Here is a 4,831-nt window from a genome sequence, read left to right as displayed (position 1 = left end):
CAGCCCCCACCCACCCGCACACGACGAACCACCCGGCGCCGGCCAGACGCGAAGGGGCGGTACGGACCACCCGTACCGCCCCTTCGCCACCCGGCCGAACCGCCGGACGGCTAAAGCACCTTCGACAAGAACGACTGCGTCCGCTCGTGCTGCGGGTTCGTCAGGACGTCGCGCGGATGTCCGGACTCGACCACCACGCCCTCGTCCATGAAGACCAGCGAGTCGCCGACCTCCCGGGCGAAACCCATCTCATGGGTGACGACGACCATCGTCATACCGGACTCGGCGAGGTCGCGCATGACGTCGAGGACATCGCCGACGAGCTCCGGGTCGAGAGCCGAGGTCGGCTCGTCGAACAGCATCAGCTTCGGTTCCATCGCGAGCGCCCTGGCGATGGCGACCCGCTGCTGCTGGCCGCCGGAGAGCTGCGACGGATAGCTGCCCGCCTTGTCGGCGAGGCCGACCCGCTGCAGGAGCTGCGCCGCGCGCTCGCGCGCCTCGGCCCTGCTGACACCCTTGACCTGGACCGGTGCCTCCATGACGTTGTCGAGCGCCGTCATGTGCGGGAACAGGTTGAAGCGCTGGAACACCATGCCGATGTCCCGCCGCTTCAGCGCGACCTCGCTGTCCCTGAGCTCGTACAGCTTGTCGCCCTTCTGGCGGTAGCCGACCAGCTCCCCGTCCACGTACAGCCGCCCGGCGTTGACCTTCTCCAGGTGGTTGATGCACCGCAGGAAGGTCGACTTTCCGGAGCCGGACGGGCCGATGAGGCAGAAGACCTCGCTGGGCCGCACTTCGAGGTCGATGCCCTTGAGGACCTCGACCGGGCCGAAGGACTTGTGGACGCCCTCGGCCTTCACCATCGGCGTACCGGAGCCCGGCACGGCGTCCGCCTTGGTCACGTTGGAGGTCATGCGTTCGCTCCTCGGCCCGAGCGGTTGGACAGTGACAGCACGTTCGCCCTGATCTTCTGGAACGGAGTGGCCGGGAGAGCGCGGCTGGAACCGCGGGCGTAGTACCGCTCGACGTAGTACTGCCCGACGCTGAGCACCGAGGTCAGAACCAGATACCAGGCGGCGGCGAGGAAGTACATCTCCACCGGTGCGCCCGATGACTGGCCGATGTCCTGGGCGTACCGGAACAGTTCGGCGAACTGGACCACCGACACCAGCGAGGTCGTCTTCAGCATGTTGATGACCTCGTTGCCCGTGGGGGGCACGATCACGCGCATCGCCTGGGGGATCACGATCCGCCACAGGGTCTTGCCGTGGCTCATGCCCAGGGCGTGCGAGGCCTCGGTCTGGCCCTCGTCGACCGAGAGCAGACCCGCGCGGCAGATCTCCGCCATGTACGCGGCCTCGTTCAGACCGAGCCCCAGGAGCGCCGTCAGCAGCGGCGTCATGAAGCTCGACCACTCGTCCTTGTAGACAGGACCGAGGTTGATGTACTCGAAGACCAGGCCCAGGTTGAACCAGACGACGAGCTGGACCAGGACCGGGGTGCCCCGGAAGAACCAGATGTAGAACCACGCGATCGACGAGGTCACCGGGTTCTTCGACAGGCGCATCACCGCGAGGAGGATGCCGCCCGCGATGCCGATCAGCATCGACAGGACGGTCAGGAGCATCGTCTGGCCGACGCCCTTGAGGATCCGGTCGTCGAAGAAGTAGTCGGGTACGGCACCCCAGTTGATCTTGCCCTGGGCGAACGCGTAGACGATCGCCACGAAGATCGCGATCGCGATGACGGCCGAGACGTACCGCCCGTAGTGGCGGACCGGGATGGCCTTGATGGCCTCCGGTCCGCCCGGGGGCGTGCTCTCCGGCCCGGCCGTTTTGTCGATGTCAACAGTCACGGATGTTGCCTTTCAGCGCCGCCGGCTCCGCGGTCACTTGCCGCCGTTGAGGGTGGCTTCCTTCACGGCGCCGGCCTCGACGCCCCACTTCGCGATGATCTTGTCGTACTCGCCGCTCTTGATGATCGCGTCGAGCGCGGCCTGCAGGGCCTTGCTCAGCTCGGTGTTCGACTTGGCGACCGCGATGCCGTACGGGGCGGCCTCGACCTGCTCCCCGACGACCTCGAAGTCCTTGCCGCCACCGGAGGTCTTCGCCGCGTACGCCGCGACCGGGAAGTCCGAGGAACCGGCGTCGGCGCCGCCGGCGCGCAGCCGGGTCTGGGCCTGCTGGTCGTTGTCGAACGCCTCGATGGAGAGCTTCTTGCCCGACGGACACTCCTTGGCCTGGGCCTTGGCCAGGTCGTTGGAGACGGTGTTGCGCTGCACCACGACCTTCTTGCCGCACAGGTCCTCCCAGGTCTTGATGCCCTGGTCGTCGCCCTGCTTGGTGTAGATCGAGACACCCGCGGTGAAGTAGTCGATGAAGTCGACGCCCTCGCCGACCTTCTTCCCGGTGTCGGCGTCGATGCCCTCCTGGCGGTCCTTGGTGTCCGTCATCGCCGACATCGCGATGTCGTACCGCTTGGAGCGCAGGCCGGTGAGCAGGGTGTCGAAGGTGCCGTTCTCGAACTCGAACTTCACGCCGAGCTGCTTGCCCATCGCGTCCGCGAGGTCCGGGTCGATGCCGACCGTCTTGCCGGAGTCGTCCTTGAACTCGACCGGCGCGTACGCGATGTCCGAGCCGACCTTGATGACGCCCTTGTCGCGGACGGCCTTGGGCAGCTGATCGGCCAGCGGGGCCGAGCTGGTGCTCGCGGAGTCGGAGCCGCCGCTGTCCTTGTCCTCGGTCTGGTCACCGCAGCCGGTGAGCAGCAGGGCGCCTGCGACCGCGATCGCACCGACCGCGGCTATCCGGGACTGCGCGGCGGTCGTACGACGGGTGGAGCTTGCGGTCATGGTGGGTTCCTCCGGCGGGTGGGTGGAGTTGCCGATGGGTCGGCAGTAGCCGATGGGTCGACGAGAACACACACCTTCGGGTGTCGCGACCTCGTGTGATTAGGGCATCTTGCCATTCGGACTCGGTCCTTCAGGGTGCCCGCCATGTCAAAATCGGATAACGGGTGACCCCCGAACCGGACCGGAGTAGTCCGGCCGGACCGGATCTTGTGCGGAAAACCTCCGCGAGGACCGGAAGATCTCCGGTGGATTCCGCCGAACGAGCGACCACATCCGGGTACTTCGGATGTTCTGGCACTTGTGGGTGACTTGTTCGTGAAATGGCCTTGTCTCGTACATTCGGACATGAGTCATGTCACCGGTATGTGACCTTCACGCTCCGGTATACGAGTCCGGGGCCACCGGAACGCGGCCTTCGGCGGCCCATATGTGACCTTCGCGCCATGGACGCTCCACGGACTCGTCCGCGGTGCGGTCCGTCCGGTAAGAAGGTTCCTTACACCCCTCATCCGGGGCTCAGGGCGCGTGTGCGGCGCGCCCGTCGCGCATGTTCCGCACTCAACAGTCATCAGGGACATGCGCGGTGCCCGCCCGCTCCTCACCAGGAGCGGCGACCCTCAACCGTTAAGACTTAAGGGGTAAAACAAAGTGGCAGCGGAGATCGTCAATCCTCGCAGCGACAGCAGTACGGATCAGGACGGCGGGGCCGAGCCCCTCGATTCCTTCGACCCGGCGTTCGCGCTGCACCGTGGCGGCAAGATGGCCGTGCAGGCCACCGTGCCCGTCCGTGACAGGGACGACCTGTCCCTGGCGTACACGCCCGGCGTCGCGAAGGTCTGCCTGGCCATCGCGGAGCAGCCGGAACTCGTCCACGACTACACGTGGAAGTCGTCCGTGGTCGCCGTCGTGACGGACGGAACCGCCGTTCTCGGGCTCGGCGACATCGGCCCCGAGGCCTCGCTCCCCGTGATGGAGGGCAAGGCGATCCTGTTCAAGCAGTTCGGCGGGGTCGACGCCGTGCCGATCGCGCTGGACTGCACGGGCGTCGACGAGATCGTCGAGACCGTCGTGCGGCTCGCGCCGTCCTTCGGCGGGGTGAACCTGGAGGACATCTCGGCGCCCCGGTGCTTCGAGATCGAGCGTCGGCTGCAGGAGCGGCTGGACATCCCCGTCTTCCACGACGACCAGCACGGGACGGCCGTCGTCACGCTGGCCGCCCTGCGGAACGCCGCGCGGCTGACCGGGCGGTCGCTCGGGCAGCTGCGGGCCGTGATCTCGGGCGCGGGCGCGGCCGGGGTGGCCATCGCGAAGTTCCTGCTGGAGGCGGGGCTCGGTGATGTCGCCGTGGCGGACCGCAAGGGGATCGTGTCGGTCGACCGGGACGATCTGACCCCGGTCAAGCGGGAGCTCGCGATCATGACCAACAAGGCGGGTCTTTCCGGCTCGCTGGAGGCCGCGCTCGCCGGGGCCGACGTCTTCATCGGAGTGTCCGGCGGTACGGTGCCGGAGCCGGCCGTGGCCTCCATGGCCGAGGGTGCGTTCGTCTTCGCCATGGCGAACCCGAATCCCGAGGTGCATCCCGATGTCGCCCACCGGTACGCGGCGGTCGTCGCCACGGGGCGGTCGGACTATCCGAACCAGATCAACAACGTGCTGGCGTTCCCCGGGATCTTCGCGGGGGCGCTTCAGGTGCGGGCGTCGCGGATCACCGAGGGGATGAAGATCGCTGCGGCTGAGGCGTTGGCTGCGGTCGTCGGGGACGATCTTGCTGCGGACTATGTGATTCCGTCGCCGTTCGACGAGCGGGTCGCTCCGGCGGTCACCGCGGCGGTTGCCGCGGCTCGGGCCGAGGGTGTGGCTCGGCGGTAGCTTGTTTGGTTTGGTTTGGTGCGGTTCGGTTTGGTTCGGCTTTGCGATTCGGGTCTCGCCCTGGGGGGCGGGGCCCGGATTTTTTGTGCCTGACGGGGATAAGGGTGGGGG

4 protein-coding genes are annotated in these 4,831 nt (G+C 67.4%); 1 reads left to right on the top strand and 3 read right to left on the bottom strand.

Annotation, left to right across the window (positions count from 1 at the left end; genetic code table 11):
- Positions 1 to 110 precede the first annotated feature (110 nt).
- Genes AOK01_RS39100 through AOK01_RS39090 form a run of 3 tightly spaced genes read right to left on the bottom strand, consistent with a single transcriptional unit; the run spans position 111 to position 2,851 of the window.
- Positions 111 to 914, bottom strand: coding sequence for an amino acid ABC transporter ATP-binding protein (locus AOK01_RS39100; protein WP_342671094.1), 804 nt, complete (start codon positions 912 to 914; stop codon positions 111 to 113).
- Entirely contained in the window at positions 911 to 1,855 is a 945-nt protein-coding gene (locus AOK01_RS39095; RefSeq protein ID WP_055520272.1) for an amino acid ABC transporter permease, read from the bottom strand. The genes AOK01_RS39100 and AOK01_RS39095 overlap by 4 nt, the downstream gene beginning before the upstream one ends.
- Before the next feature lie 33 nt (positions 1,856 to 1,888).
- Positions 1,889 to 2,851, bottom strand: a complete 963-nt coding sequence (locus AOK01_RS39090) for an ABC transporter substrate-binding protein (RefSeq protein WP_055520271.1) — start codon at positions 2,849 to 2,851, stop codon at positions 1,889 to 1,891.
- 648 nt (positions 2,852 to 3,499) lie between these two features.
- Between AOK01_RS39090 and AOK01_RS39085 the strand changes: the two genes are divergently transcribed.
- Positions 3,500 to 4,720 (top strand): NAD(P)-dependent malic enzyme, encoded by a 1,221-nt coding sequence (locus tag AOK01_RS39085; protein WP_055520269.1) that lies wholly within the window; start codon positions 3,500 to 3,502, stop codon positions 4,718 to 4,720.
- The last annotated feature ends 111 nt before the right edge of the window (positions 4,721 to 4,831 follow it).

The sequence above is a fragment of the Streptomyces aurantiacus genome (assembly GCF_001418335.1).
Classification (GTDB): Bacteria; Actinomycetota; Actinomycetes; order Streptomycetales; family Streptomycetaceae; genus Streptomyces; species Streptomyces aurantiacus.
This window is presented reverse-complemented; position numbering and strand designations above follow the sequence as displayed.

Bases quoted from the DNA above. Each gene is read 5' to 3' on its own strand.
- AOK01_RS39090 (WP_055520271.1), bottom strand. From the start codon at position 2,851: ATGACCGCAAGCTCCACCCGTCGTACGACCGCCGCGCAGTCCCGGATA.
- AOK01_RS39100 (WP_342671094.1), bottom strand. From the start codon at position 914: ATGACCTCCAACGTGACCAAGGCGGACGCCGTGCCGGGCTCCGGTACG.